The organism is Bartonella sp. AA83SXKL, from assembly GCF_042196965.1.
Classification (GTDB): domain Bacteria; phylum Pseudomonadota; class Alphaproteobacteria; order Rhizobiales; family Rhizobiaceae; genus Bartonella.
This window is the reverse complement of sequence record NZ_JBHIRG010000002.1, coordinates 31,948-58,947: the sequence shown is the minus strand read 5'-3', so window position 1 is coordinate 58,947 and position 27,000 is coordinate 31,948. Positions and strand designations below refer to the sequence as shown.

Below are 27,000 nucleotides of genomic sequence, written 5' to 3'. Positions count from 1 at the left end.
AGACATAAATAAAACACATTATGATACAATCTAAAACGAGCTACCTATGTAGCCGCGGGGTATTTTTCTAAATAATTGAGAGTGGAGTGTGGATAATGCGGTATAAATACAAATTAAGTTTTTCAGTATTGATGATCAGTAGTTGTCTTGTGCAATCTGCAAGTGTAGTTGAGAGTAGGAATAGAGTGCTAACAAGAGCAACACATGTGGTAAATAGAGAAGAGGAAGAAAAAAAATTAGAACAGATTGCTAGTTTTTTCAAAAATAATATTACGATTGAATATGGTGATATAGAGCTTGTTGAAAATGGAGAAACTTCTGTAGGTTCTACTATTAAAAAAGGAGGGATACAAATAGTTACACGAGCAGGAATTGCAATGAACGCCAAAATTTTGGGAGGTCAGCAGTTTATTCATGAAGAGCCATATATTGATCTTACAAGCGTGGAGAGAAAAAGTAGTGCATATAATTCCACAGTTACTGGGGATGGTGGAACAGTTGGACAGCAGAATGTGTATGATGGAGCGTGGGTTTGGTATACGAAAGTGGGAGATAACGGAGAACAAAATCTTTATGCAGGACAAAGAAAAGAGGGAGGGAAATCAATGTATGCTCAGGTTTCTGGGAATGGGAGACAACACGTTTTAGCGTTAGGAGAATCTTATGCTACTAATTTGAAAGATCATGCTATTCAAGTTGTATATCCTGAAGGGTTTGTGGATGGTCTGACTATTAACAACTTTGCTAAATCGTGGTTCCATGTTGGTATACAAGATGTCCTTGGAGAAGTAAGGATCAATGATCACGGAGAACTTTATTTATTCGCTGGTGATAGGACAAATCATACGACTAAGAAAAAAATTCCTATGAAGGACAGAGTGGATGAAATAATATTTGAGGTTGGTGAACGGAATATGGGAGAAAAACCTCAGATTGAAATTGAAGATTTAGGGGGGCACGGAGGGACTGTTATTTTTACTTCTATACCGTATGATCCACGACATATTTCACTTCATGTTAAGAAACTTTCAGGGGATTTACATTTTCGATTCAATATTAATGCTACGGGGAATTCAAGTGATTACTTGTCGATTGATGAAGGTTCAGGTAATCACAAAATAAGCGTTGCAGATTCTGGTCGTGAAATTACAGGTCCTCTCTCACAACAGAATAGTTTGGTCACAGGGATTAATTTAGTTACTGATAAAGTTGGAGGCGCTAATTTTACTCTGGAAGATCTTTCGGGTAAGGACATTACAGCTGTTGATGGTGGAGCCTATCAGTATGTTTTACGAAAGAGAGAAAGATGTGCTGATGCTAGTGGTTATTCTACAATTTGGTATTTAAGTTCAGCCTCTGAAGGTACGACACGTTCGAATACTGAAACACAGTGTGTAAACAAGAAAACGAAGATTCCTCTTGCATTATCTGATCAAGGTGCTTCTTCTAGAGGAAAAAATACAGGCTCTCGTAAACCTACTATAAAGCAACCAGCTAAACCACGACCTCCACGTCATTTAAGAGGGGCACAGAATGTCTCTAGTGTTTCTGTATCTCCCTCTCAAGAAAATCAGACTCTTGTAGCGTTACCTCCATCAGGTCTTCATCCTCTTTCTGATGAAAAACAACAAACTGCTGTTTCAACCTCTTCTCAATCTTTAGCCGATCAAATGATTGTGCGTCCAGTTCATAAAGAACACCCTTTTCCACAATTGAGTGAGAATCTTTCAGTTTCTCACTTTTTGACCACTCCCTCTACAGATGCGGTATTGTCTATGTCTGTGGTGCCAGCGATGGTTTTTCACAATGAAATGCAAACCGTACGTGCGGGAAGAGGAATTCTAGATAAAAGTAAAAAGAATACGGCTTTATGGAGCTATGCGATTAAATCTAAAGAGAGTGTTGTTACAGAGCATATAGATTTTAAACTGGATCAGACCGGTATCGTTTTGGGGATCAATGGTTTAAGCGAGTGGGAAAATGGAGAGTTTTATATAGGTGGTTTTGGCAGTTATGATCGTGCCCGTGTTGCGCATGCACGGGGGGGTAACAGTGGAATCAATACTTATGGTATTGGCGCTTATGTCACTTATTTGGATCATAGTGGATGGTATCTCGATGGTATTTTAAAATACAATCATTATCAAAATACTCTAAAAGCCGTTTCAACGAATGGTTTAGAGATTGAAGGAACATATACTCAAAGGGCATTGGGAACTTCCTTTGAAGCTGGTTATCGACTTAAGACGTCAAAGAACAGTTGGTTACAGCCTTATGGACAATTTACATGGTTACAAGTTGAGGGTAAAGAAATCAAGTTATCGAATGGCATGACAGGTGACATGCGTCCATTCACTTCATTACGCAGTGAGGTTGGCTTATCTTTAGGATATGAATTTGGTTCTCGCATAGATTCCTCATCGCTTGCGTATATTACAGCAGCATGGTTGCGTGAGAATAAAGATGACAATCATACCTTGATTAATCAACGCCATCCATTTACCACTGACTTATCGGGGAATGCAGGTAAATTAGGAATAGGTTTAAGCAGTTTAGTGAGTGAGAAGTTAAAGTTATATGGTGAGGCACATTATATTAAAGGGCGTAAAACAAAACAGTCCCTTCAGGGTATTTTAGGTGTACGCTATAGTTTCTAATTATATGGTTATTTTTTGATTGATTTCAATGATAATTTTGATAGGAAGCATTTAAGATTATGAAAGAAGATTCAATATTTATTGAGATTCGGTAGCGCATCTTTATGATGGGATAAGCAATTGCAGGTATTTGTATTAAAGTTTTCTTTATAATTTATTCTATGTTTTTGAGAATTTGTGTAGATTTTTGCAGAGTCACTTGGCAAAGGGCTCCTTGCTCGCTATAGAAATGGCTAGAGAATATTATAAATGAAATAAAGGTGGTTAAATGGCTTTAGAGCGTACTTTTTCGATGATTAAACCAGACGCAACCCGTCGTAATTTGACTGGCGCAATTACTAAAATGCTTGAGGATGCGGAGCTACGTGTTATTGCGTCTAAACGTGTCTGGATGAGCAGACGTGAGGCTGAAAAATTTTATGCTGTTCATAAAGAACGTCCTTTTTTTAGTGAATTGGTTGAATTCATGTCTTCTGGTCCAACCGTTGTACAAGTTTTGGAAGGTGAAAATGCAATAGCTAAAAACCGTGAAGTAATGGGGGCTACGAATCCTAGTGATGCAGAAGAAGGGACAATTCGTAAGGTTCATGCTTTATCGATTGGCGAAAATTCTGTCCATGGATCCGATAGTGCTGAAACGGCAAAAACAGAAATCGCCTTTTGGTTTTCTGAGGTAGAAATTGTTGGTTAATAAAGCGTTTATAATAATAAAGCGTATATAAGAAGCAAAAATCCGAAACACTATATTTCGGTTTTTTGCTTATGAGATTATAGATTTTTTTGAAAGCATATGGAGCATTAATCGTTTTTTTTAGCTTTTAATATTGCAGCTGCTTTTACGAAAATATAAAGCCTATTTATTGTTTTCTGAAGAGTTTTTATCTACACGCTACCCTTACTTGTAATGTGCAAAAAAGTGTTTTATTGATTTATCATTAATAGATTTAAAATAAATCAATCTTATGCTATTCTCATCTCTTATTTAAGTACAAAAAGATAAATCATCATTATAAAATTCCATACTATTCATAGGATAACGTGTTTTAAACCTGCACGAAAATAATCCCACCCTGTCCACAATGTAAGGAGGGCAGAAATCCACAGCATAGTAATGCCAAACTCTACTGTGTAAGGGAAAATTTTATTACCGGCTGGTCCAGCTAAAAGAAATACAATAGCGATCATCTGTACAAAAGTTTTCCATTTTGCAAGACGAGAGACAGGAACACTAACTTTTAACTCAGCCAAATATTCACGTAATCCTGATACAAGAATTTCTCTGCAAAGAATGATAATAGCTGCCCATAGTGTCCACCCAGCGATGGTACTGTCTGCGGCAAGCAAGAGCAGACAAGCAGAGACGAGAAGTTTATCGGCGATTGGATCTAACATGCGACCAATATTGGATGTTTGTTCCCAAATACGAGCAAGGTAACCGTCAAGAAAGTCAGTAATGGATGCAACGATAAAAATGGAAACAGCAATCCAGCGAGTGATATCACTTGATTGTAGTCGCCCTTCTAAAAAAAAGCATGCAACAACCATTGGGACTGCAACAATTCGTGCATAAGTTAAAATATTTGGAAAAGAAAAAGTATGATTTTTCATGGAGCCATTTTTAATTCTTGTGAAAGAGAATATATTTCCTAAACGTAACAAGGCGAAGGTTATGAAACAAGCCTATTTTTCATGAAAATGGTTATGAATTTTTTGTGCAATTGTCATAGAGATTCCCGTAACTTTTTTTAAATCTTCAAATGAGGCACTAGCAACAGCTTTGGCACTTCCAAAATGATGAAGCAACGCACGCTTTCTTGTCGGACCGATATTTTCGATTTCATCAAGTGGGTTTTTGAATGTTGCTTTTTTTCGTTTTATCCTATGAGTTCCAATCGCAAAACGGTGTGCTTCATCACGCAGACGTTGCAAAAAATAGAGGATAGGATCACGTGGAGGAAGTGTAAAGGGGGAAATACCTTTTATAAAAAATCTTTCACGTCCCGCATGACGGTCAACACCTTTGGCGATTCCAACAACTGTGAAGAGATCATTTAATTGTAACTCAGCAAGTATTTCATGTACGCTGTTGATTTGTCCTTCACCACCATCGATTAAGATAAGGTCAGGCCAAATGGGAAAAAGATCATCATCTTTTATGTCATGACTTCTATTTGGCAGATCATACTCTTTGATAAGGCGTGAAAATCTTCGTTTAATCACTTCTTTCATCATGCCAAAATCATCGCCAGGCGTGATATCTGTTGAGCGAATGTTGAATTTTCGATATTGATTTTTAATAAATCCCATTTGACCAGCAACAATCATAGCCCCTACAGCATTTGTTCCCATGATATGAGAATTGTCATAGACTTCTATCCGGCGTGGAGGAAAAGGTAGTTGGAATGTTTTAGCAAGACCTTGAAGCAATTTTGTATGGGTGGCTGTTTCAGAAAGCTTATGTTCAAGTGCTTCATGAGCATTGAGATAGGCACGATTAACAAGAGTTTTCCGTTCACCTTGTTTGGGTAAAGAGAGGGATACTTTGTGGTTTGCTTTGAGACTAAATGCTTCTGTAAGAAGTGCTTTTTCTTCAATTTCTTCAGATAAAAGGATACTTTTGGGAAGTGGTTTATTATCGTAAAATTGGGCAAGAAAACTCGCTAAGATTTCAGTGCGGGAAAAAGAGGGATCTGCTTTAGGAAAATAGGCACGGTTTCCCCAATTTTGCCCCATGCGAAAAAAGAACACTTGAATACAAGTCATTCCTTCTTTTTGCGCAATTGCAAATACATCCGCTTCTTTTATCGTTTGAGGATTAATACCTTGATGGCTTTGTATGTGAGAAAGGGCTGATAAGCGGTCACGATAGGAAGCTGCTTGTTCAAAATCAAGATTTTCTGCGGCTTTATGCATAGCTTGAACCATATCGCTTTTAATAGATTGATCTTTTCCCGAAAGGAACGCTTTTGCTCCTTTCACCAGTTCTTTATAATCACTGTCACTAATTTCATGAGTACAAGGTGCAGAACATCGCTTAATTTGATAAAGCAAACAGGGGCGTGTACGGTTTTCAAAAACTGAATCAGTACAGGTTCGTAATAAAAAGGCGCGTTGTAAAACATGAACTGTTTGTGTCACTGCACCAGCAGAAGCAAAAGGACCAAAATAGTGAGCTTTTCGTGTTCGAGCACCACGATGTTTGTAAAGTGCAGGCACTCGATGATCATCTGTAATCATAATATAAGGGAAACTTTTATCATCACGCAGGAGTACATTAAAATGTGGATGCAATCTTTTGATGAGATTGGCTTCTAAAAGGAGTGCTTCTGTTTCTGTATGGGTGACGATAAATTCCATATGATATGTTGCACGAATCATGCGGGTAATACGATTATTGTGTCCTTGTTCACGTGTATAGTTTGAAACACGTTTTTTGAGATTACGGGCTTTGCCAACATAAAGAATATCACCATTTTCACCAATCATCCGGTAAACCCCAGGCTTATGCGGAAGGTGTCTAACAAACTCTTGTATGAACTTGATACCCTGGAATTGATTTTTCTCATTGCTTTGATTGGCATTATGCCATGTAATATTAGAGAGAAAAGAAAGATTTTCCCGTTCATTTTGCGGATAATTTGTATTATTTTTCAGGACCATTCCGTTTATTACGAATATGTTGTTTGTTTAATATATGAAATATTCTTTTTTATTAAATAATGATTATTCATGTCTTTATAATTTTTTTCTATAAATAATATCTTATAATATAAGAGTATGATTTTAGAGAGCCGATCTTTCATAAAAAAATATGAGAGTTGTTATTCTAAAACAGCTTTATGAATTTGCCTAATTTATCCATTAAAATGATTGAAATAAGAAATCCATAATGATTAAGAGGATAGGCTTTCTAAAAAAATAATTCACGCTGATCGTTATTAGCTTACTACTATAATATGTTGGTATTATTCAAAGAACTTTATCATTCAAAGTCTTTATATCTTACAACATGATATTTGATTTAGGAAAAATATCAGAGAAAGATCTAAAATAATAGATGTTCTTTTTGAAGCCACTTATGAGTTATTTTGGCATTTTCATCTTGTCCAAGACGGTTGATAAGAAAGGGGCTGAGTTTTTTCATTTCTTCTTCCAAAAGGTAGGGAGGGTTAATAATAATCATACCACTTCCATTCATTGTCGGTGGACTTGAACTTTTTCGGATACGCATTTCAAGCTGTAGAATCTTAGAAATTCCGGTTTGATAAAGCGCGTGAAGAAAACTTTCAATTTCTTTGTCATATTTAACAGGATACCATAAAGCGTAGATCCCTCCAGAAAAGCGACGATAGGCTTTCGTTAATCCCTCAATAAGGCGGGAAAACTCACCAGCTTTTTCAAAGGGAGGGTCAACAAGGATAAACCCACGTTTTTCTTTTGGTGGTACATGAGCATTTAAGGAAAGCCAACCATCTAAATGCAGAACTTTTGTCTGATAATCTCCTGCAAAGTTTTTTGCTAAAATATGATAATCTTCATTGTGCAATTCTATTGCGGTGAGGCGATCTTGTTTCCGTAATAATTGACGAATAAGAACAGGAGATCCAGGATAAAATACAATTTCTTTTTCCCCTTTATTGAGGGCATCAATGATGTCACACCATGGACAAAGGAGTGTTTTTAAATCTTCTGGGATAGGAGTTGAAAAAAGTCGTTGGACACCTTCGCGCCACTCTCCTGTTTTATGTGCTTCTAAAGAAGAAAGGTCATAAATACCGATTCCAGCATGCGTATCTATAACGCGAAAAGCTTTTTCTTTGCGTTTGAGATATTCTACAATGCGAGTGACAATAATGTGTTTAAAAACATCAGCAAAATTGCCAGCATGATAAATATGCCGATAATTCATGGAGTAAACTCTATCATTATGTATAACTGTACCGGATTATTAGCATAGAATAATAGAATTGATATCCATAAAAATACTCTTGTAGAAATCAAACAATGCCCTCACCCCCCAATTATACACTACAGAAAAAATATTAATGTTATGGGAGCATTTATTCACAGAGCTATTTTTATATAATGAGATTAATCGTTAAAATTTTAATTTTTTTATATGAAAGATAGACAAGAAGAGATCAAACATTTCAATAGAGATATTTATGTTGTAAGAGAATTTTTTATGATCGCGGACTCTTTTAGGAAAACTATAAAAAACACTCAATTAACGAGAATATTAGTGAAGTTTGTTGAAAAATTGAAGGGTATCTTTCAAATTCATTCATAAATTTGCTTGTTTAAAGATTAAAGAATTTCAAATGCTTGATAAAAACATTGTTACATTGATCAGTTTTTTAGCGAGCGTAAAATTATGGAGAGAGCAATAAAGTGCTGGTGTTATAGTGATAGATTTTTGTAAAAGTATGGATGAATCTCATTGCTTTAAGCGGAGCCAAAGCTTTACATTATACACGCTAAATGGCTAGGTTATTGTGTATGACGCTAAAATAAAACTTTTGAAAATTGATATGCACTCTGCAAGCTATTTCAATAAAATGAGAATTTTAAACTAAAGTAAATAGGTTTATTTATCTCTAACACTGTATTATCGAGCGGCTTTATAAGGAAATCTTATAAAAAAGGCGAGGATAAGAAATTCTTTTACATGAATTATGCTTCGATGCCATGCTTTTGATTGAATATAATTTTCTATTAATGCCCATTCTGGTTTCAATACTGAGATAGGTTAAACACATGATATTATGAGAACGCATGCCCAGAATCCGGAGACTTGTAATAGTTAGAGCATGCCGTGGCTTAGAGAGTTGGTTATATGGAGGTATTTTACTGAATAAAGGCACAAGCTGGTACCTTTTTTATTTTTTAGCAGTATTGCCATACCTCTTGGCACTTGAGTTGGTTCATAAAGTACATTTTTACTCTTTCCGCTAATAGTTTTTATTTACACGACAGATAGTTAATTGAATACGATGATGGCTCATATTTCGTATTGTATATGGAATAATGGATGATAAAATTCCCACCCCAACGCAAAGAATAAATGTTGTGCGTAAGATGATCGTTTTTGAAGAGACCGATGATGTGTTAAGAAAGTTTTTTAGAGATTTTTCTTTCTGATTTTTTTAATTGAATACGTAAAATGTTTTACAGCATGTTATGATTTTTATCAGTAAAGGATAATTTGGCGGAAATGTTTGTAATGATACGTACAACATTGTTTAAAAGGAAAGACATTGGCTATAGTATTTACAGGAAGATGAGTAACCTAAGAGATCAGATGAAGTTATTTTAGAAAAGTTTTTAAGTGTTTTGAACTTTGTATGAAGTGGTTTATCATTTTTGAATGGTTTGTGTTATAATACGCTAAAAAAGGATGAGAGGATAAAAAGTTCTTTTTGCAATAAAAGCGTGTAATTGCTTTTAAGTTAAGAAGAAAATATATAAGTAAGATATTATATTTGATACATTCTTCAGAGGAAGCATGAATAAATGAAATCAAATTTAAAAGCATAAAGTTAGAGAGAATAATGGGTAATATTTTTTCACCAACGCATTTAATTATAATTTTATTGATTATCTTTGTGCTTTTCGGTCGCGGTAAAATTTCTGAATTAATGGGCGATGTTGCTAAAGGAATTAAAGCCTTCAAAAAAAATATGAAGGAAGAAGATGATAGCATTGAGGATAAAGTTGAAATGGCTCCTACTTCCCAAATGATTGATGTAGAATCTCAACAATCTCAGCCGTTATCGGTAAAACATGCAACAGCGCGCAGAAAGGTTTCTTCTGCTTCTAAAAAAAGCAAAACATCTGTTGCTAAAAAACAGTAACAAAAACGCAATCATCATTGTGCAATATTTTTTGATGAGAAAGTCGAATTAAGAGATGTTTGGGATTGACGGACCAGAGTTTATCGTAATCTTACTTGTTCTCATCATTGTCGTTGGACCAAAAGATTTACCTAAAATATTAAAGACAGTAGCAAAGATAAGAGCGTATGTGTATTCAACAGCAAATGAACTTCGTCATCAGTTTGATGATGCAATAAGACAAATCGAGCGCGATGATTTGCAAAAAGTATGTTCGGATATTAGCGATTCAAGCAAGAAGTTGGCAGAAACTTTTGATCCCACTCAAAATATATTAGAGGATATCCACGATAATTGGGATGTTAAGGAAACACATCATAAATTTAAAAAAGATAAAGAAATTTTGGAATGTGATCAAAAGGTAATCAAGAAAGATATGACAGTTTCTATAGCTTCTCATCATTCTGAAAACATTTTTGTTTCTCCTAAAGATAAAAAAAAGAAGATGTGTCATGAATGTAAAAAAAGATGAAGTTGATGCTAATATGACTCCACTTTTAGAACATTTAATTGAACTTCGTCAGCGAATTATTTCTGCTTTGGTTGCATTTATGATCGCTTTTATGATGTGTTTTCTTGTTAAAGATTATATCTTAAATTTTTTACTATGGCCATATCAGTGGGCAATGAAAATAGCAGGGGGTAACCCTGAGGGTATTCGTTTGCAATCAACGCAAGTATGGGAAACTTTTTTAACGAAGATGAAACTTTCTGCTTTTGGGGGAATTATTTTATCTTTTCCCTATACGGCTTTTCAGTTTTATAGTTTTATTGCACCAGGGCTTTATAAAAATGAGCGGATGGCTTTTTTACCATTTCTCATTGGGGGGCCTATTTTATTTTGTATTGGGGGAGCGTTTGTTTATGGTCTATTAGCGCCAATAATACTATGGTTTAGCCTTTCTCAACAATTTCTTCCAGATGTTCATTTAAAAATAGAGTTTATAGTGCGTATTTCTGATTATTTGGGCTTTATGACATCATTTATCCTAATTTTTGGTTTGATTTTTCAATTACCTCTTGTCATCAGTCTTTTAACAAAAATTGGATTTTTAACGTCTCATGATTTGGTTTCTAAACGAAAATGGGCTATTTTGCTCTCTTTTATCATTGCGGCAATCATAACGCCGTCGGATTTTTTTACGATGTTTGCAGTGGCTTTACCAACGATAGCACTTTACGAGATTTCAATTTTAATTGCTTACAGTATAGAAAAGAGAAGAAAATCCGCTTAAGAAAAGTGTATAATCTTATGCGATAAGGAATGAATAAAAACAATATAAATGAGGAATTTTTATGCTTGATATTAAGTGGATTCGTGACAATCCTGAGAAATTAGATAAAGCACTCGTAAGTAGAGGTCTTGAGCCACAAGCTGAAAGGTTAATACAACTTGATCTTGCACGTCGGTCGCATATTGCTAAGGTGCAATTGGCGCAGGAACGTCGCAATGCTGTTTCAAAGGAAATAGGACAGGCTTTGGCTGTATCTGATCAGCAAATGGCTGAACGTCTTAGAGCTGAAGTTGAAGAGATTAAAGCTTTTCTTTCCTCTGCAACAGTGGAAGAAAAACAACTGACGGAGAGTCTTGAGAAACTTCTTTCAGCACTTCCAAATATTCCATTAGATGATGTTCCAGAAGGTAAAGATGAAAGTGATAATGTCGTCATTCGACATTTTGGTACACCTCCAACATTTAATTTTACACCAAAGGAACATTTTGATCTTGGTCAAGATCTCAAACAGATGAATTTTGAACGAGCTAGTCGTTTGTCTGGAACACGTTTTACAGTACTTTCAGGGGCGTTAGCACGGCTAGAACGAGCATTAGGCCAATTTATGCTTGATGTGCATGTCAATGAGAATGGTTACACAGAAGTCTCAACACCTCTTCTTGTTCGTGATGAGATTGTTTACGGAGCAGCACAATTACCGAAATTTGCTGAAGACCTTTTTCGTACAACAGATGGTCGATGGCTTATTTCCACAGCAGAAGTGCCATTAACCAATTTGGTCAACGATGAAATTCTTGAAATATCAGATTTACCACTGCGATTTTCTTCTTTATCTCCCTGTTTTCGTTCAGAGGCGGGAGCAGCCGGTCGTGATACGCGCGGTATGTTGCGTCAGCATCAATTTTGGAAAGTTGAAATGGTCTCGATTACCAGTGAAGAGCAGTCTTTAATTGAATTGGAACGTATGACAGAATGTGCAGAAGATATATTAAAACGGCTTGGTTTGCCTTTTCGCACAGTGGTTCTTTCTACGGGTGATATGGGGTTTGCAGCGCGTAAAACCTATGACATCGAGGTTTGGCTTCCTGGTCAAGAATGTTATCGTGAAATTTCTAGCTGTTCAGTTTGTGGAGATTTTCAAGGTCGTCGTATGAATGCGCGCTATCGTAAAGACGGCGATAAAAAATTGCATTTTGTTCATAGCCTTAATGGTTCTGGTACGGCTGTTGGACGTTGTCTTATTGCCGTACTTGAAAATTATCAACAGGCTGATGGATCAATTATTATTCCAGATGTTTTACAACCTTATATGGGAGGCATGCGCTGTATTACTGCTTAATTTTACGAAAGGAGAGACAATATGCGTTTATTGCCAAGAGGTGATGATACACAGACGCAAGTTTTTGCCATTTTAAAAGAAGCAGTTTATCAGTATGATAAAAGTGCACCTCCATTGGAGATTGAATGATACTATGGGGCAAAAGGGTATTTTACAATTTCGTGAGGAGTTAGCCGCTCTTGTACTGAAAATGCGTAGCAAAGGCATTGATGACGTGCGATTTTTTTCGGCATTAGAGAAAATTCCGCGTCAACAGTTTGTTGCTGCTCCTTGGTTCAATAGTGCTTATGATAATAAAGTTATTCCCCTTGAGTGTGGTGAATATATGGAACGTTTGGAAGAACAACTCTTAATTCTTTCGGCATTATCTTTGAAAAAAAGGCATCGTGTCTTAGAAATTGGTACAGGATCTGGTTTTTGTACTGCTCTTATGGCATGTCTGAGTGACCGTGTGACAACGATTGATCGTTATAAAACGCTTGTTGATTTAGCACGCCAAAAATTTCAAACTTTAGGAATTGAAAATATTGTTATACGGCAGATTGATGGAAGTCATAGTGTGACAGGCTTAGGATCATTTGATCGCATTCTTATTTGGCCATCACGTTTTGATGAACCAAAGGAATTTTTAGAACTTTTAGCTGAAAATGGAATTCTCATTCAGGCGATAGGACCTGACGAAGGGGTACAAACGGTGATGCGCTATACAAAAATTGGTAGTCGATTTGAGTGTTTAGAACTGTTCCAAGTGCGTTACCAACCTTTTATTAAAGGCATTGCAGAGATACTTTAATTTTTAAAAGCTAAGAAATTTCTGCAAATTGTCTACGTTAAATTCATTTTGATCTTATATAAAGATATTTATGAATAAAACATCTCATTTTAACTCTTCGGTAATTTAAAAAAGCTTTAATGGAGTGAGTTGATTATTGATGAGTGAGCAAAACGATGCGTCTAAAAGCTTTGGATAATATTTTCCAGCATAATTTTCAGAGAATAACTTTTTTAGCGGTGGTAACTATTGTTGCTGGTTGTAGTTCTGGTACACAGCGTTTTTCCAATACGTTCTCTCATCGTGCGGTATCATCTCAATCAAATATATCAAGCACTATGTATACAGATCCGCGAATGCTATCATACGGTAGTGGTATGATACAAAGCACTGAATTGCCACCTGTGGAATCAAGCGATGATTCGTGGGGAGATGATAATTCCTCCTATAATTTTCCACATCAAGGTAGGATAACTTCTTCTGATGGTCGCGTTATGGGCGCCCCTCCACGTAATCTTGGAATACTTTCTCGTTCACAAATGGATAAATCTCCTATTTTTCGGCGGAGTTCTTATATTGTCCAGAGTGGAGATACACTGCTCAGTATTGCACGACAAGTAGGGGTTAGTGTTGAGGCATTAAAATTAGCAAATGGTATAAACAGCAATTCCATTTATATCGGTCAGGTCCTTGTTGTTCCAAGCAGGCGTACATTAGCAGCTTCAAATGCACACAATAATAACGATTGGGCAGTGTCAACAACAGAATCTGCATCCCAATCTCAATTGATGTCCTCTATAAAAAACAAGAAGTCCTCTCCTATATATAAAGCTCCTGTAATAACGCCACCCTCTGCAAAGATGAACAAATCAAGCTCTGAGAAAAATTTTTCTAAACAGATGACGCAATTGAAACATGAGACTGGTTTGTCAAGTAATGTTACGAATACAGATAATATGACGACTCCGCAAGCCACAGGAATTTCTAAGATGCGTTGGCCAGTACGAGGGCGTTTATTAAGCCAGTTCGGTCAAAAAAAGGGAACAGTAATGAATCGAGGAATAGATATTGCAGTGCCTGAAGGGTCTTCGGTAAAGGCGGCAGAAAATGGTGTGGTTATTTATGCGGGAGATGGACTAAAAGAGCTTGGTAATGTTGTGATGATTCGACATGAAAATGATATTATCACTATTTATGGATGTAATAGTAAGCTTGTTGTTAACAAAGGACAAAGGATAAGGCGCGGTGATGAGATTGCTAAATCTGGTGTTTCAGGAAATGTTAAAACGCCACGTGTCTATTTTGAGATGCGTAAGAATTCATTACCTGTTGATCCCCTTAAATATTTAGAAAACTAATTTATTGATGACTTTTACATTTGAATAGTCTTACAGTTTATAGAAAATTCATGAAAAATAATTGATTTTCTTAAATCAATGACATTGCAGCAAAAAATCATTGGTTTTAGGAAAGTAGTTCGTTGGGGTCGGTAGATATTACCATTTTTGTATTTATGAAAGTGTAAGACAATAGTATCATACTATTTGTCAGCTTTGAGTGTTTCAATTGCTCTTGCATTTGAGAGAAGCATGAAAAAAGATATTTCACCCCTTTCTTAAAAAGTTTTTATCTACAGGCTCATTTCATATGTGTGACGTGCAAGAAAATCGTTTTGATTAATTCAGGGTTTGAAATGAGAGCGTTTTATTGTATTTAGATCTGTCATTTGATATCAAAAACGATAAATTATCTATATAAATTAAGTTTGTTCATTAGAAAAATTATCTTGTATAATTTATTGAGTTAGTGAAAAGATTTGTATTGTAGGATATACAATAGGGGAAAGTGAATCTATTTTTTAAGATTTTTCTCATTGTATTTTGGTATTCTGCCTCTTAAGGATTTATTGTATTTTTGTAAAGCTGTGATTAGATTATGTAGTTATTGCTTTTTATGATAAATTCTTTAGGAATTTTTTCTGTATCGGAATTTCATTTTAATAGAGTGGGAAATACCTGAGGTTTAACTATAGGAGATAAAAATGTTTATTACGAACGCTTATGCTCAAGTTGCAGGCGATGTTTCCGGTGGAATTTCATTTGCTAGCGCTGTCCCATTCATTTTAATTTTTGCAATTATGTATTTTTTTATCATTCGTCCACAGCGTGCCCAAATGAAAAAACGCCAAGAAATGCTTAATGCAGTACGTCGTGGTGATACAGTTATAACGGGTGGTGGTATTATCGGCAAGGTTACGAAGGTTCACGACGAGAGTGGTGAATTAGAGGTTGAAATTGGTGAGAGTATGAATATTCGTGTTATTCGCTCAACATTAGCTGATGTGCGCGTTAAAGGTGAGCCGATTGCAGAAAAAAAATCAAAACTTAATGCTAAAGCAAAAAGACCACAAAAGTCTAAATCTAAAACGACAACGAAAGAAGATATGAGTATCTCTAAAGAGAAAAAAGCTATATCAAAGGAAAATGCATCTTAAGGTGTAATGGCAGTTTATTACATTTTTTAAGCATTTTTATAAAAAGCTTGGCAAGATCAAGACAATTTCATTGAAAAAGGGGCTTTTATAGTGGCTACAGAAAATGGAGTTTTTGTTTTCTTTAGATGATTAAAATAGTTATTTTATTTATGGAATATTACGCAATTTTTTCTGTTTTTTAAACAAGATCATTGTTTTTATAAAAAGCAATTTGTGAGTAAATAAGCTGAGGAAACTTTTTAAAAGATAGATTTATTTAAGCAGGTATAGCATTTTACTGCGGTTTATTCCAAAATTTTCATATATTTGTTGTATGAGAAGATTAGGGCATTATATAAAAATTTTCACTTCAATACTAGGCTATGTTTAACATATCAATGTTTATATCAGCCTTACTTTAATTTTTATGGTGAGAAGTAGCAAAGACAATTGGATTATTCAAAAATAAAAGGTGCATATTCATGTTCGATGCAATTCAAATTCGTGAAGCACATTTTCCAAGTCGCGCACCTATTGATGCTTATGGAAATGGTGGGTTTCGTTTTGCTGATATGTCTCATAGAGGTTCTATTATTTGTGTACCATCAGGTATTTATGGCATTGAGATGGCAGGGCCTGTTCCCACTCAAGGGGATATATCTCGTATTTTAGAAGAAGCTTCTGAAATCGAAGTTTTATTAATAGGTACTGGAATTGAATTATTACGATTACCTGAAGAGTTACGGGTGCTTTTATGGGAAAAACGTATTTCATCAGATACAATGAGTACGGGAGCGGCGGTGCGTACATTTAATGTTTTATTGGCTGAAGATCGCGCTGTTGCGGCGTTATTATTTGCGGTAGACTAGAGTATTGTTTAATAAAACAAAGGCTCTGGTCTAGCATGAAAGACTTGTGTGATTATTTTCTGCACTGTAAAATACTGTCGTTTAAGGCGGTGATATAAGGGTATAGAATATACATAACTTAACACATTAAGTGTTTTTAAATACAGCAGCAAGTATTCAGGACAAAGTTTGCTCATAGTTCCTAATGAATCACATGAGTGATCAGCTCTTGGCACTTAAGACAGTTCATAAGAGGCATTTTAATTCTTTCTTATACAGTTTTTACCTACAAGCCAGTTCCGCTTGTGACGTGCAAGGGAATAGTTTTTATTGATGTAACATGGAATTGGTTTGAAATGAAAGCATATCTACGATATTTTGGATTCTAATTTAACATACAAAACACAAAATTATCATTATAAATCAATGCGTTTATAGTAACAGAAATGCACCGAGAGCAATTGGATTTTTTACAAATTGGTGTTGGTAAGAACCTTTGTCTTTTAGGATGGGGAGGAGGTCAATGATTGATGAAGTTTTTGTGATCAGTGCATTTTTTATAAAATAACATTGTCATCTATCCACTGAAAAAGTGTTTTGCGTTGTTTGTTGTTCAAGTTTTACTATGCATGTTACGATTGGTTTTTTAGCTTTTTTATTGCAAATGAAAACTTGAAGTCCGATAAGATAAGTTTTATCAGAAAAATTATTTATTTAATTTTTTTCTTTCTAAAACGAAAAGGGACTAGAAAAGAAATTTTAATTCATAATACAGTTAAGAGACACATTTAAAAATCTTATTTTCTGAACTGTATTTGCTTATCCTTCATTTTTTAATATGAATAAAAAGAGGGTATTAATTTAATTGCTAAAAAAGGGACGTTAATAGGTTCATAGAATGATAGGCTCTCTTCCTTATTGTCTTGATATTTTACGTACCATAGATCGTGATCGCTATATATCGGTTTTATTTGCACCTAAAAAAAAGCGCCAAGCATTGGCTGCTCTTTATGTATTTAATGCTGAAGTTTCTCGTATCCGCGAAAGTGTACATGATCCACTCATAGGAGAAATACGGTTACGTTGGTGGTATGATGCTATTGCTCATGGTGAAATGCAAACGAGTGGAAACAATCCGATTTTGAATGATTTATTAAAAGCAATGACTCTTTTTAATTTACCTAAGACAGCTTTTTTACGTTATTGTGATGCGCAAATTTTAGATCTTTATCACAATCCAATAGAAACACTTCATGATCTAGAGCATTATTGTGGTGAGACAGCAGGCATAATTTTACAGCTTTCTTGTCAGATATTAGATCCTGAAACTGCACAAGAGTTTACAGATATCTATGAACATGGAGGGATTTCTCAAGGATTAAGTGGTGCATTGCGTCTTTTATCATTCATGCAATCACGATATCAATATTATTTACCCACTGATATATTAAAGGCTGTAGGAGTGAATAGGGAAGATTTGGAATCTCATCGTCTCAGCGATCAACAAAAGGGTTGTATTGTTGAAGCTATGGTAGCATTATCGCGCGATCATTATACCCAATTTTACGAGTATTCTTGTACTTTACCTAGAGTTCTTAAGCCAGCTTTTCTTCCATTGGTCATTGTACCAGCTTCTCTTCAAAAAGCTATACAGCTGGGGGCAGCAATTTTTCAAGAGAGTGCAACTTTGCCATTGATGTATCGCTATTGGTTGATAACAAGGGCAGCAATAAGCGGCAACTTTCCAAAGATATTGTAAAAGAATATTACTATGTTGGAATGCGTAACATGTAGACTGATTTTCTCATAGGAAGATAAAGGAGCTATTGTGATTCCAAACCATTTTTTTGTTATAAAAAATGTTGATGTTTTGGTTGTTATGAACGCAAAAGAATAAGAAATTTTGTGATCTTGAAAATACGGTATATTTCTTCATCAGTAATATGTTTTATTCAGTGTATTGGATGGGTGAGATGCAGAGAAAGAAAAACATGAGATAAAATTTCTATTTTATGAGAGAAGTTATCTTAGCAGTCTATAAGTCTATAAAAAACTCTTATTTTTGAGAAATTATAACATCATAATTGATGACTGTTATGATTGATGAATATATTGATTTATAATGATAATTCGTTTTTTCTCATATTGAATGAGAGTCTTGAATAGAAAAAGATTTCTCCATTTTTATAATGAATTTTAAAAATAGTTTTTTTATCTATTATAAGTTGGGTGTGTAAATGAAATCATTTAAGGAAGAAGCAATACGCTCCCTATGAATGAATATTAAGAGTAGCAATATGATGAGCTATGAATGAATGACGATAGGGATGATATTTATAGCTTAATGGGCGGCAACCTTTACAACCTTTGGATGGATAATGTTTTTTAATGCATTGCAAAAACGATTCTACATTCCATTGACTATTTTCTCGCAAATCCATACATGCACTGTTTTGCGAGAAAATGAATCATTATACAAACGCTGATCCTAAGATATGCAGACAAGAAACCCGTCTTACCTCTTCAACTATAGACGAAGAGCTGATGAAAACTTTATCAATAAGTTCTTAAAATTATGCACAATCTTTTTATTGGAGAGCGTTAAAGATCTGATTATAATTTGTGCTATTAATTTCCAAAGGATGTTCTTTATTGGCAACTTGTAGCATTTCTAGCTTGAGATCTTCTCTTATCATCATATCTATATTGGCGCGGACCTCAGTTGAAAGAGTATGAGACGTGATATCTTTAGGCATGGTTACAGTCTTTATTTGATAAATGATACGGTTTGTTGCAACCGGACCTTTTATGATGCCATAATGACCTTTGGGAGCAGCAAATAATGCTTTAATCCCTTCAACGCCAAGGATTTCAGATGAGTCTTGACGCCGGAGGGCGGGTGTTGTTTGTTTTGTAACACCAAGGGTATGAGCAAGAGCAACAAGACTTTTTCCTTCCGTGAGTTGTTTGAGAGTATTTTGGGCTTTTTCATCAAGAAGACGTTGGATTTCTTCATTTTTCCATTGAGAAAGAACATCTAGCTTAGCCTCTTCAAGTGTCTTATCGCGGGCAGGAATAATTTTATCGACCTTGTACCAGAGATATCCACCATTTTGAAAAGAGAGAGGATCAAGATCGACTCCTTCGTTTGATTGATAGATGGCATTCAGTAAAATATCTTTTTGAGGTAAATCCGTGAGTATTGCACCTTCAAGCGTTTTTCCCGTTTTATCAATAGTAATTGTGCGCAAAGATAACTTGTATTGGTCAGCTAACTCTTTGAGAGAAGCACCCTCAAAACGAGCATTTTCAATGGCTACATAATTGTTACGGATATCATCAGTAGCACGATTTTTGGCAAGTATTTGGCGAATATTTTCTTCTACACTTTCAAAAGGAAGAGAGCTTGAAGGTTCAATATGCGTAACGCGAATGAGAACAGGTCCCTGTAAGTCATTTATCACAGGACTGACTTGTCCTTGTTGAAGTTCAAAAATTTCAGATGTCAGATGATTAGGAAGTTCATTTTCTGCAAGAGGACCTTTTTTTATGTCATTAAGAGTCTTTTTTTCAGCTTTTACCAGTTCATCAAAACTCAATCCGTCAGCTATTTTTTTTGCTGCATTATCGGCTTCTTCGCGTGAGAGGAATCGCAGTTCTTCGAATGTACGCTTTTCAGGCGTTACAAAACGTGAAGCATTTTGTGTATAATAGGCTTTCGCCTCATCTGTTGAGATATCTTTAGGTTTTACAAAATCATTAAGTTCCATAGATAGCAAAGAGACAGTACGGTATTCTGGAGCACGAAATTGACTTTGATGTGTTTCAAACCATTTTTGTAATGTTTCGTAATCAGGATCAGCAATTGTTTTCTTTTCTTTTAGATCAATAACGAGATAATCAGCAATACGCATTTCTCCTTGATAAAGAGCAAGTGCTTTATAAAAGAGATTTGGTGCCTTCATATCAGAAAGTAAAGCAGCAATCAGCTGATTACGCTTTTCTTGTTTGGTGTAATAATTAAGAAAAGCACTTTCACTAATACGTAAATGCTGAAGATAGTTATAAAACAAGTTTTTATCAAAAGTGCCATTTACCTGGAACATCTTATCAGAACCAATCGTATGAGCTATTGTATCTTTTGAAAGACTTATTTTCATTTTACGTGCTTGTTCATCAAGCAGTACATTTTGTTGTAATTGATTAAATACAAAAGCAGGAATTTGGTATTGCTGCATTTCATTTGTTGTAAACATTCGTCCAAGATGAGCAGCATATGCTAAACGTGCGCTTTGATCGGCGAGTGCAAGACGATAATCATCGACAGTTACTGTGGACTTTCCAGAAGTAATAAGATCTCTTTCACTTTTTTTGTGTAACTGCGGTACCCCCCATAAAAGAATGAAGCATAAGAGTAAAATAGCAAGGAAAATTCTAAAAATCCAAGAATTTGTAGCATTTCTTATGATGTCAAGCATTGTTCAAGTCCATTTTTAATGTGAGTTATTATCAAAGCTGTAATGGAATTTGCAATAAAGAGATGAAAGATGCAAGCTTTAAAGACTTGCTTTCATTTTATAATTTGGTAACTACAGATAAACAATGTATTGTAAAAGCTCTTGAGGTGAAAATATGTCTCCAAATATTCGGCCTTTTCTTGCTGGAAATTGGAAAATGAATGGAACGAGTGAATCGCTTGGAGAGTTACGTGCTATTGCTACAGGCGTTAGCTCTGATCTAGGTCATCTATTTGAAGCCCTAATTTGTGTTCCAGCAACGCTTTTATCGCGTGCTTCTAATACGCTGAATGGTGAAAATCTCCTTTTGGGAGGACAAAATTGTCACTTTGATGATCATGGTCCTTATACTGGAGATATTTCAGCTTTTATGCTTAAAGAAGCGGGAGCAAGTCATGTTATTATTGGGCATTCAGAACGTCGTACAGTGTACCAGGAAAATGATGCGATTGTCTGTGCCAAAGTGCAAGCTGCGTGGCGAGCAGGTCTTGTGGCTCTTGTATGTATTGGTGAAACATTGGAGGAGCGTAATAATAATAAAGTACTGGATATTCTCACGCAGCAGCTTGAAGAATCTCTCCCAGATGATGCAACAGCAGAGAATACCATTATCGCTTATGAACCAGTTTGGGCGATAGGCACCGGCAACACAGCGACTCCAGAAGATATTGCAAAAGTACATCATTTCATTCGTGATAGGGTGCGCTCTCGTTTTGGTGATGAAGGCAATAAGATACGTTTGCTTTATGGTGGATCCGTAAAACCATCCAATGCATTTGAGCTTTTAAGCATTGCTCATGTTAATGGTGCTTTGATAGGTGGAGCAAGCTTAAAAGCGATTGATTTTTTAACTATTTGCGATGTTTGTCGTAAACTATAGCAGAGAAATTTGAGTTTCCCCTTGGATTGTGCGTTATTTATGTGTAAATAGCTATTTAAAGAGTTATTTAAAGAGCAGGGTTTATGCAAACAGTACTTATAGTTATTCATTTTTTGATTGTGATTACTTTGGTTGGTATTATATTAATTCAACCTTCAGAAGGTGGTGGGTTAGGTGTGAGTAATAGCTCAGGGTTGATGAAAACTCGTGGATCTCGAAACCCTTTAACACGTTTGACTGCTATTTTAGCCTGTTGTTTTTTTGTTGTGTCTATTGGACTTACCGTGGTGAGTAATATATCAAATTCTAGTTCTGATATTTTAAAGCGTATACCGGTTAATTCAGAGCAGAATTCTACCAATAAAGACTCAGGATCAGTCCCATCGTCAGATGGTGAGTCTTCCCCTTCTATTCTTGAACAGCTAGGAGGCACTTCGAATTCTTCGCAGGAACAGAAACAGTCCACAAATCCTGAAGCAGAAAGTCCAGTTCCTCAGGTTCTTGAAAATACAGTTCCCGATAACAGTACAAAATAGTTTTTTAAGAAAACATAGACTTTTTAAAAAAAGGTGATTTTTTTCGCCTTTTTTATTTTAGAAGAAAAATTGTTTCTTTTTGCATTTTTTGCTGGAAAAATCATTATAAATTGCTTATCACCATAAGCCCATGGCACGTTATGTTTTTATTACTGGTGGTGTGGTTTCTTCCCTTGGAAAAGGCATCGCAGCGGCGGCGTTAGCAGCGTTATTACAGGCTCGTGGCTATCGCGTACGTCTTCGCAAACTTGATCCTTATTTAAATGTTGATCCAGGTACGATGTCACCTTATCAACATGGCGAAGTATTTGTGACCGATGATGGTGCAGAAACGGATCTTGATCTTGGTCATTATGAGCGTTTTACTGGGCGTTCTGCAAATAGCCAAGATAATATTACAACAGGGCGTATTTATCGCAATATCATTGAACGAGAGCGGCGTGGTGATTATTTGGGGGCAACAGTCCAAGTTATTCCTCATGTTACAGATGAAATTAAGAGATTCATTACGATGGAAAATGAAGAATTTGATTTTGTTTTGTGTGAGATAGGTGGAACGGTTGGTGATATTGAAGCAATGCCTTTTCTAGAAGCGATTCGTCAGCTTCGCAATGAGCTACCGAGACAAAATGTCGTTTATGTCCATCTCACATTAATGCCTTATATTCCTTCAGCAGGTGAATTAAAAACGAAACCAACACAACATTCTGTCAAAGAATTGCAAGCAGTTGGTATTTCTCCTGATATTTTGCTTGTACGTGCAGATCGATCTATTCCAGAAACAGAACGGTGCAAATTATCACTTTTTTGCAATGTTCGCTCCAACGCAGTCATTCAGGCATTAGATATGCCAACAATTTATGATGTTCCTATGGCATACCATAAGGAGGGTTTGGACTCTGAAGTTCTTTGCGCTTTTGGAATCGATTCGGCACCTTCCCCCAAGATGGATCGTTGGGAAGATATTACGCATCGTATTCACCATCCTGAAGGAGAAGTTACGATTGCTGTTGTAGGAAAATATACGGGCTTAAAGGATGCTTATAAATCTCTTATTGAAGCGATTGCACATGGTGGTTTAGCGAATAGAGTGAAGGTTAATATTGAGTGGATTGATTCGGAGCTTTTTGAAAAAGAAGATTCTGTTTCAGCTTTACAAAAAGCCCATGGAATTTTGGTTCCAGGTGCTTTTGGGGCACGAGGGGCAGAAGGGAAGATTCGAGCAATTCAATTTGCGCGAGAGCGTAAAGTTCCATTTTTAGGGATTTGTTTTGGGATGCAATTAGCTTGTATAGAAGCTGCGCGCAATATTGCACAGATTGAGAATGCTTCATCAAGTGAGTTTTGCGAAACAGACAATCCAATTGTAGGTTTAATGACAGAATGGCTTAAAGGAGACGTTCTTGAAAAACGTACAAGAAATGGTGCTCTCGGCGGTTCAATGCGCCTTGGTGCTTTTGCTGCTGAATTAAAAGAAGCGAGTCATATTGCTCAAATTTATGGGATGACCAAGATTGTCGAGCGACATCGTCATCGTTATGAGGTCAATATTGATTATAAGGATAAGTTAGAACAGTGTGGTTTGATTTTTTCTGGGATGTCTCCTGATGGTATTTTACCAGAAACGATAGAATATGTAGATCATCCATGGTTTATTGGTGTTCAATATCATCCAGAATTAAAATCTCGTCCTTTTGATCCACATCCGCTTTTTTCTTCTTTTATTGAAGCCGCTGTAGAACAAAGTCGATTAGTTTAATGCGTAAATTGGATTACTTTGCTTTTGAGGGATAAAATGACTAAACCAAATGCCCGTGTGAAAGTTGGAAATATGATTTTTTCAAATGAAATGCCTCTTTCATTAATTGCAGGGCCGTGTCAGATGGAAAGTCGTGATCATGCTTTTGAAATGGCTGGTCGTATTAAAACAATTACCGATCAGCTTGGTATCAGGTTTGTTTATAAATCAAGTTACGATAAAGCCAACAGAACCTCTTTGAATGCGGCACGTGGCATTGGTCTTGAAAAAGCAATGGCTATTTTTTCTGATTTAAAAAAAGAGTTTGATTGTCCCATATTAACTGATGTGCATACAGAAGAGCAATGTACAATTGTTTCTTCTACAGTTGATATTTTACAAATACCGGCTTTTTTATGTCGTCAAACAGATCTTTTGGTAGCAGCCGCCAAAACAGAATGTGTTATTAACATTAAAAAAGGTCAGTTTTTAGCGCCGTGGGATATGGAGAATGTTTTAAAAAAGGTTGTTTACAGTGGTAATCCGAATGTTATGCTTTGTGAGCGAGGCACGTCATTTGGTTACAACCGACTTATTTCTGATATGCGTTCGTTGCCTATTTTACGTTCATTTGGAGCTCCTGTTATTTTTGATGCAACGCATTCTGTTCAAGAACCTGGGGGGCAGGGGGCTTCATCTGGTGGACAGCGTCAATTTGTTGAAATTTTAGCGCGTGCAGCTGTTTCTGTTGGGGTAGCTGGTATTTTTTTAGAAACACATCAAGATCCAGATAATGCACCTTCTGATGGACCCAATATGGTTAAAGTTGATGATTTACAAAGATTGCTTGAGACTTTAATGGAATTTGATTATCTGTCAAAAAAGTTGAGTTGAGAAGAGAAAAAATATTTCATTAATAGGGCATTATAAATGAATCGAGACTTTTATTGGATAAGGAAACACATATGACTATAATTGTCGATATCATTGGGCGTGAAGTTCTTGATAGCCGTGGTAATCCAACGGTAGAAGTTGATGTTCATTTGGAGAATGGAGCTTTTGGTCGCGCTCTGGTTCCTTCGGGAGCTTCAACAGGAGCATACGAGGCTATAGAGCTTCGTGATGGTGGTTTGCGCTATCAAGGGAAAGGTGTTGAAAAAGCGGTTGCTGCAGTTAATGGCGAAATTCTTGAAGAACTTGGTGGGCGGGATGCAACAAATCAAATTGCTATTGATCAAGCAATGATTGCTTTGGATGGAACGCCAAACAAAGCCCGTCTTGGTGCCAATGCACTTCTTGGTGTTTCATTAGCTGTTGCAAAAGCAGCTGCGGATTCATTAAATTTACCTTTGTATCGTTATATTGGTGGTACACAAGCGCATATTCTTCCAACCCCCATGATGAATATTATTAATGGTGGCGTTCATGCTGATAATTTGATTGATTTTCAAGAGTTTATGATTATTCCTATAGGAGCTCCTACTATAAGAGAAGCGATCCGTTATGGCGCTGAGATTTTCCATGCATTGAAAAAGCGTTTAAAAGATGCGGGTTATAATACCAATGTTGGTGATGAAGGTGGTTTTGCACCTCAATTTAAAAGTGCTGATCAAGCAATTGATTTTATTATGGAATCTATCATGATATGTGGCTATAAACCAGGTGAACAAATTGCCATTGGTTTAGACTGTGCTTCAACCGAATTTTATAAAAATGGTTCGTATTTTTATAAAGGTGAGGGGAAATGCCGTGACACCCAAGAGCAGGTAAATTATTTAGCGCAGCTTGTGAAAAATTATCCTATTATTACAATTGAAGATGGAATGGCAGAGGATGATTGGGAAGGTTGGAAGCTACTTACTGACACAATTGGAGAAAAATGTCAGCTTGTTGGCGATGATTTGTTTGTAACAAATTCAGCACGTTTGCGTGATGGTATCAAAATGGGGGTAGGCAATTCTATTCTCATAAAAGTTAATCAAATCGGTACATTGAGTGAAACACTTGATGCTGTAGAAGTAGCACATAAAGCAGGTTATCGTGCCATTATATCTCATCGTTCCGGCGAGACAGAGGATTCTTTCATTGCAGATCTTGCTGTTGCAACGAATTGTGGACAAATTAAAACAGGTTCTCTTGCACGTTCGGATAGATTAGCAAAATACAATCAACTTATCCGTATTGAAGAAATGCTAGGAGCCCAAGCGCATTATGCTGGTGATTTATATCGTGTATAGTTGTGAGCAAAAAATATGAAAGTATAAGATCATTTAGATTATGAAATTGAGATTTCTTATCAAAGGCATATGCATAGTAATTTTATAGGTATTTAAATTTATAGGGATTAAGATGAGAGGTGTGATTATTACTCAAGATCAAGGAATGTATCTCGTTTCGGGTGATGACGGTAAGCGTTATCAGTTTGCGACTTGGGATTGGTTGGGAAAGAAACCACCAAGGATTGGTGATACTATTGATTTTGTCTATGAAGGCGGTGTGGTTAGTTCTGTTTTTCCATTGTTGAGACCAGGTACAGAGAACTCAAAGATAATGTTCGCACTCCTTTGTTGGTGTGCAGGTATCTTTGGTGTCCATCGTTTTATGGTTGGTAAAGTTAGGACTGGTGCTTTAATGCTGGTTCTATCTTTATCATTGTTTGGATTGATAATTACCGGAATTTGGGCAGTTGTTGATTTTATAGTCATTCTTGGAGGAAGATTTACGGATAAAGATGGGAATCAGATTACAGATTTTTAAAAATTTTATAATAAAGAGAAAGTAATTCAGTTCGCTTTTTATTTTTATAAATAATTAAGTTGCATCATGCAAAATTATTGTACTATATTTATTTAATATGAGATATTAAAAAACATGTACAGCTAAGTAAAAGTATTGAAAAAGACAATGCTATTTTATACGGGTAAAGCAAAGACGCAAATTAATTAAGGCGTGCATTGTTTTTCTGCTTATGGCAGTGGATAGCATTAGATTATTGGAGGCTCCAAACTATCCTAATTTCACGTTTATTACGGCTGCTATAAATTGTATTTACACCGTGAGGTTAATCCGCATATTATCAAATTAAAAATAATCTCTTTATGAATAACACATA

The 27,000-nt window shown here is 35.9% G+C and carries 21 protein-coding genes; 17 read left to right on the top strand and 4 right to left on the bottom strand.

What is annotated here, in order from left to right:
- Positions 1 to 95: 95 nt before the first annotated feature.
- Both bafA and ndk read left to right on the top strand, forming a co-directional pair.
- Positions 96 to 2,657: a BafA family autotransporter gene (gene bafA / locus ACFINO_RS01485; protein ID WP_375654921.1), complete on the top strand. Its 2,562-nt coding sequence runs from the start codon at positions 96 to 98 to the stop codon at positions 2,655 to 2,657.
- A 268-nt stretch (positions 2,658 to 2,925) separates the two neighbouring features.
- The gene (gene ndk / locus ACFINO_RS01480; RefSeq protein WP_375633115.1) at positions 2,926 to 3,348 is read left to right on the top strand and encodes a nucleoside-diphosphate kinase; all 423 of its coding nucleotides are present in this window, start codon (positions 2,926 to 2,928) and stop codon (positions 3,346 to 3,348) included.
- Between the two features lie 335 nt (positions 3,349 to 3,683).
- Here ndk and pgsA read toward each other — a convergent pair whose 3' ends face one another.
- The 3 genes from pgsA to ACFINO_RS01465 form a co-directional block, all read right to left on the bottom strand.
- Positions 3,684 to 4,265: a CDP-diacylglycerol--glycerol-3-phosphate 3-phosphatidyltransferase gene (gene pgsA / locus ACFINO_RS01475; RefSeq protein WP_273723320.1), complete on the bottom strand. Its 582-nt coding sequence runs from the start codon at positions 4,263 to 4,265 to the stop codon at positions 3,684 to 3,686.
- 72 nt (positions 4,266 to 4,337) lie between these two features.
- Positions 4,338 to 6,317 (bottom strand): excinuclease ABC subunit UvrC, encoded by a 1,980-nt coding sequence (uvrC, locus tag ACFINO_RS01470; RefSeq protein ID WP_375654919.1) that lies wholly within the window; start codon positions 6,315 to 6,317, stop codon positions 4,338 to 4,340.
- Between the two features lie 385 nt (positions 6,318 to 6,702).
- Entirely contained in the window at positions 6,703 to 7,566 is an 864-nt protein-coding gene (locus ACFINO_RS01465; protein ID WP_375654917.1) for a 23S rRNA (adenine(2030)-N(6))-methyltransferase RlmJ, read from the bottom strand.
- A gap of 1,642 nt (positions 7,567 to 9,208) precedes the next feature.
- Here ACFINO_RS01465 and tatA point away from each other — a divergent pair.
- From tatA to ACFINO_RS01420, 9 genes are all read left to right on the top strand, one after another.
- Positions 9,209 to 9,511, top strand: coding sequence for a twin-arginine translocase TatA/TatE family subunit (gene tatA / locus ACFINO_RS01460; RefSeq protein WP_375612915.1), 303 nt, complete (start codon positions 9,209 to 9,211; stop codon positions 9,509 to 9,511).
- A gap of 55 nt (positions 9,512 to 9,566) precedes the next feature.
- Complete coding sequence (locus tag ACFINO_RS01455) at positions 9,567 to 10,022, top strand: twin-arginine translocase subunit TatB (protein ID WP_375633109.1); 456 nt, start codon at positions 9,567 to 9,569, stop codon at positions 10,020 to 10,022.
- Positions 10,003 to 10,785 carry a twin-arginine translocase subunit TatC gene (tatC, locus tag ACFINO_RS01450; protein WP_375634095.1) on the top strand — a complete coding sequence of 261 codons (783 nt, stop codon included), beginning with the start codon at positions 10,003 to 10,005 and terminating at the stop codon, positions 10,783 to 10,785. Before ACFINO_RS01455 ends, tatC begins: the two co-directional genes overlap by 20 nt.
- A 61-nt stretch (positions 10,786 to 10,846) precedes the next feature.
- Positions 10,847 to 12,124: a serine--tRNA ligase gene (gene serS / locus ACFINO_RS01445; protein WP_375633105.1), complete on the top strand. Its 1,278-nt coding sequence runs from the start codon at positions 10,847 to 10,849 to the stop codon at positions 12,122 to 12,124.
- 133 nt (positions 12,125 to 12,257) lie between these two features.
- Positions 12,258 to 12,917: a protein-L-isoaspartate(D-aspartate) O-methyltransferase gene (locus ACFINO_RS01440; protein WP_375654981.1), complete on the top strand. Its 660-nt coding sequence runs from the start codon at positions 12,258 to 12,260 to the stop codon at positions 12,915 to 12,917.
- Positions 12,918 to 13,072: 155 nt separating this feature from the next.
- Positions 13,073 to 14,254 carry a peptidoglycan DD-metalloendopeptidase family protein gene (locus tag ACFINO_RS01435; RefSeq protein ID WP_375654915.1) on the top strand — a complete coding sequence of 394 codons (1,182 nt, stop codon included), beginning with the start codon at positions 13,073 to 13,075 and terminating at the stop codon, positions 14,252 to 14,254.
- Between the two features lie 683 nt (positions 14,255 to 14,937).
- The gene (yajC, locus tag ACFINO_RS01430) at positions 14,938 to 15,390 is read left to right on the top strand and encodes a preprotein translocase subunit YajC (protein ID WP_375633099.1); all 453 of its coding nucleotides are present in this window, start codon (positions 14,938 to 14,940) and stop codon (positions 15,388 to 15,390) included.
- A gap of 461 nt (positions 15,391 to 15,851) precedes the next feature.
- Positions 15,852 to 16,238, top strand: a complete 387-nt coding sequence (locus tag ACFINO_RS01425; protein WP_375617683.1) for an Mth938-like domain-containing protein — start codon at positions 15,852 to 15,854, stop codon at positions 16,236 to 16,238.
- Between the two features lie 877 nt (positions 16,239 to 17,115).
- Positions 17,116 to 17,976, top strand: coding sequence for a phytoene/squalene synthase family protein (locus ACFINO_RS01420; RefSeq protein ID WP_375654913.1), 861 nt, complete (start codon positions 17,116 to 17,118; stop codon positions 17,974 to 17,976).
- 829 nt (positions 17,977 to 18,805) lie between these two features.
- On the opposite strand, the gene ACFINO_RS01415 is transcribed toward ACFINO_RS01420, so the two are convergent.
- Entirely contained in the window at positions 18,806 to 20,695 is a 1,890-nt protein-coding gene (locus tag ACFINO_RS01415; protein WP_375654911.1) for a peptidyl-prolyl cis-trans isomerase, read from the bottom strand.
- 154 nt (positions 20,696 to 20,849) lie between these two features.
- Between ACFINO_RS01415 and tpiA the strand changes: the two genes are divergently transcribed.
- From tpiA to ACFINO_RS01385, 6 genes are all read left to right on the top strand, one after another.
- Complete coding sequence (gene tpiA, locus ACFINO_RS01410) at positions 20,850 to 21,614, top strand: triose-phosphate isomerase (RefSeq protein ID WP_375620758.1); 765 nt, start codon at positions 20,850 to 20,852, stop codon at positions 21,612 to 21,614.
- 83 nt (positions 21,615 to 21,697) lie between these two features.
- The gene (gene secG, locus ACFINO_RS01405; RefSeq protein WP_375611263.1) at positions 21,698 to 22,150 is read left to right on the top strand and encodes a preprotein translocase subunit SecG; all 453 of its coding nucleotides are present in this window, start codon (positions 21,698 to 21,700) and stop codon (positions 22,148 to 22,150) included.
- 130 nt (positions 22,151 to 22,280) lie between these two features.
- Entirely contained in the window at positions 22,281 to 23,909 is a 1,629-nt protein-coding gene (locus tag ACFINO_RS01400) for a CTP synthase (RefSeq protein WP_375633089.1), read from the top strand.
- 36 nt (positions 23,910 to 23,945) lie between these two features.
- Positions 23,946 to 24,782, top strand: coding sequence for a 3-deoxy-8-phosphooctulonate synthase (gene kdsA, locus ACFINO_RS01395; RefSeq protein WP_375633087.1), 837 nt, complete (start codon positions 23,946 to 23,948; stop codon positions 24,780 to 24,782).
- Between the two features lie 71 nt (positions 24,783 to 24,853).
- Positions 24,854 to 26,125: a phosphopyruvate hydratase gene (gene eno, locus ACFINO_RS01390; protein ID WP_375654909.1), complete on the top strand. Its 1,272-nt coding sequence runs from the start codon at positions 24,854 to 24,856 to the stop codon at positions 26,123 to 26,125.
- 112 nt (positions 26,126 to 26,237) lie between these two features.
- Positions 26,238 to 26,645 carry a TM2 domain-containing protein gene (locus ACFINO_RS01385; RefSeq protein ID WP_375617690.1) on the top strand — a complete coding sequence of 136 codons (408 nt, stop codon included), beginning with the start codon at positions 26,238 to 26,240 and terminating at the stop codon, positions 26,643 to 26,645.
- Positions 26,646 to 27,000: the final 355 nt, after the last annotated feature.

Coding starts and splice junctions, on each gene's coding strand:
- tatA (WP_375612915.1), top strand. CDS start 9,209: ATGGGTAATATTTTTTCACCAACGCATTTAATTATAATTTTATTGATT.
- yajC (WP_375633099.1), top strand. CDS start 14,938: ATGTTTATTACGAACGCTTATGCTCAAGTTGCAGGCGATGTTTCCGGT.
- kdsA (WP_375633087.1), top strand. CDS start 23,946: ATGACTAAACCAAATGCCCGTGTGAAAGTTGGAAATATGATTTTTTCA.
- ACFINO_RS01435 (WP_375654915.1), top strand. CDS start 13,073: ATGCGTCTAAAAGCTTTGGATAATATTTTCCAGCATAATTTTCAGAGA.
- uvrC (WP_375654919.1), bottom strand. CDS start 6,317: ATGGTCCTGAAAAATAATACAAATTATCCGCAAAATGAACGGGAAAAT.
- ACFINO_RS01440 (WP_375654981.1), top strand. CDS start 12,258: ATGGGGCAAAAGGGTATTTTACAATTTCGTGAGGAGTTAGCCGCTCTT.
- ACFINO_RS01465 (WP_375654917.1), bottom strand. CDS start 7,566: ATGAATTATCGGCATATTTATCATGCTGGCAATTTTGCTGATGTTTTT.
- ACFINO_RS01420 (WP_375654913.1), top strand. CDS start 17,116: ATGATAGGCTCTCTTCCTTATTGTCTTGATATTTTACGTACCATAGAT.
- ndk (WP_375633115.1), top strand. CDS start 2,926: ATGGCTTTAGAGCGTACTTTTTCGATGATTAAACCAGACGCAACCCGT.
- tatC (WP_375634095.1), top strand. CDS start 10,003: ATGAATGTAAAAAAAGATGAAGTTGATGCTAATATGACTCCACTTTTA.
- ACFINO_RS01425 (WP_375617683.1), top strand. CDS start 15,852: ATGTTCGATGCAATTCAAATTCGTGAAGCACATTTTCCAAGTCGCGCA.
- bafA (WP_375654921.1), top strand. CDS start 96: ATGCGGTATAAATACAAATTAAGTTTTTCAGTATTGATGATCAGTAGT.
- secG (WP_375611263.1), top strand. CDS start 21,698: ATGCAAACAGTACTTATAGTTATTCATTTTTTGATTGTGATTACTTTG.
- ACFINO_RS01385 (WP_375617690.1), top strand. CDS start 26,238: ATGAGAGGTGTGATTATTACTCAAGATCAAGGAATGTATCTCGTTTCG.
- eno (WP_375654909.1), top strand. CDS start 24,854: ATGACTATAATTGTCGATATCATTGGGCGTGAAGTTCTTGATAGCCGT.
- pgsA (WP_273723320.1), bottom strand. CDS start 4,265: ATGAAAAATCATACTTTTTCTTTTCCAAATATTTTAACTTATGCACGA.
- ACFINO_RS01400 (WP_375633089.1), top strand. CDS start 22,281: ATGGCACGTTATGTTTTTATTACTGGTGGTGTGGTTTCTTCCCTTGGA.
- ACFINO_RS01455 (WP_375633109.1), top strand. CDS start 9,567: ATGTTTGGGATTGACGGACCAGAGTTTATCGTAATCTTACTTGTTCTC.
- tpiA (WP_375620758.1), top strand. CDS start 20,850: ATGTCTCCAAATATTCGGCCTTTTCTTGCTGGAAATTGGAAAATGAAT.
- ACFINO_RS01415 (WP_375654911.1), bottom strand. CDS start 20,695: ATGCTTGACATCATAAGAAATGCTACAAATTCTTGGATTTTTAGAATT.
- serS (WP_375633105.1), top strand. CDS start 10,847: ATGCTTGATATTAAGTGGATTCGTGACAATCCTGAGAAATTAGATAAA.